The sequence below is a fragment of the Tatumella sp. JGM130 genome, from assembly GCF_018257525.1.
Taxonomy (GTDB): Bacteria; Pseudomonadota; Gammaproteobacteria; order Enterobacterales; family Enterobacteriaceae; genus Tatumella; species Tatumella punctata.
The window spans coordinates 1-1,292 of the sequence record NZ_JAERJS010000078.1 but is presented as its reverse complement, the minus strand read 5'-3'; the positions used below and the strand labels follow the sequence as shown (position 1 = coordinate 1,292).

The window sequence follows — 1,292 nt, the reverse complement described above, 5'->3', positions numbered from 1 at the left end:
GGTAGTGTTCAAAATTCTGTGTCATTTCAGTAAACTAATCTAAAAAAAGAGATGACACATGACCAGGCCCACCTTAGACATTGAAGCCGCCATTGCCGCACTTCGCGCAGGCAAGGATCTGACCGGAAAAGACGGCATCCTGACACCACTCATTAAGCAGCTTACCGAAATCGCGATGGCCGCTGAACTTGAGCAACACCTCAACCAGGATAAAACTGCAAACCGCAAAAACGGCTCAACACCAAAAACCGTTAAAAGCCCGGCGGGCAGCTTTGAACTCAACACGCCACGTGATCGCGCCGGAACCTTTGAACCTCAAATGGTTAAAAAGCATCAGACCCATCTGACCGACGAGCTGGAACGTAAAATTATCGCACTCTTCGCGTTGGGTACCAGTTACCAGGATATCCGCAATCATATTGAAGAAATTTATGGCATCAGTGTTTCCAACGGCACCCTGAATGCTGTTACTGACAAGCTGCTACCTGAATTGCAGGCCTGGCGTGAGCGTGACCTTGACCCGATTTATCCAGTGGTCTGGCTGGATGCCATTCACTATAAAATCAAAGAAAATGGCCGCTTCATCACCAAAGCGGTTTACACGATTCTGGCACTGAATATCGAGGGTAAAAAAGAACTATTGGGTCTGTATTTGTCTGAAAATGAAGGCGCTCATCACTGGCTCAGCGTTCTGACCGACCTGCATAACCGGGGCGTTAAAGATATCCTGATAGCCTGTGTTGATGGTCTTAAAGGTTTCCCGGAAGCTATAGAATCCATCTATCCACAAACAGAGATTCAGCATTGTATTATCCACCAGATACGCAACTCACTTAAATATGTCGCCAGCAAGAACCAGAAAGCCTTCATGGCCGACTTAAAGTGTGTCTACAAGGCTGCAACACTGAATGCAGCAGAGCAGGCGCTGGACGAACTGGAGAGCCGTTGGGGCGAAAAATATCCGGTTGTTATTAACTCCTGGCGTAACAAATGGCAGACGTTATCAGCGTATTTTAAATATCCCGACTATGTTCGAACAGCAATTTACACCACCAATGCGGTAGAGGCTGTCCACCGTCAGTTCCGCAAGCTGACGAAAACCAAAGGCGGTTTTGCTAATGAAAACAGCTTGCTGAAGTTACTTTATGCCGGTATTTTACGAGCATCAGAGCGCTGGACCCACCCGGTACAGAACTGGAATCTGACACTGTCTCAGTTGTCGATCCACTTCGCCGGTCGACTTGATAATCATATCGACCTGTAAGCCTTGACACAGAATAATGAACACCCTC

1 protein-coding gene is annotated in these 1,292 nt (G+C 47.4%); it reads left to right on the top strand.

What is annotated here, in order from left to right; all coding sequences use genetic code 11:
- The first annotated feature begins 58 nt into the window (after positions 1–58).
- Complete coding sequence (locus JK211_RS16715; RefSeq protein ID WP_212709740.1) at positions 59–1,264, top strand: IS256 family transposase; 1,206 nt, start codon at positions 59–61, stop codon at positions 1,262–1,264.
- Positions 1,265–1,292 lie beyond the last annotated feature (28 nt).

Bases quoted from the DNA above. Each gene is read 5' to 3' on its own strand.
- JK211_RS16715 (WP_212709740.1), top strand. From the start codon at position 59: ATGACCAGGCCCACCTTAGACATTGAAGCCGCCATTGCCGCACTTCGC.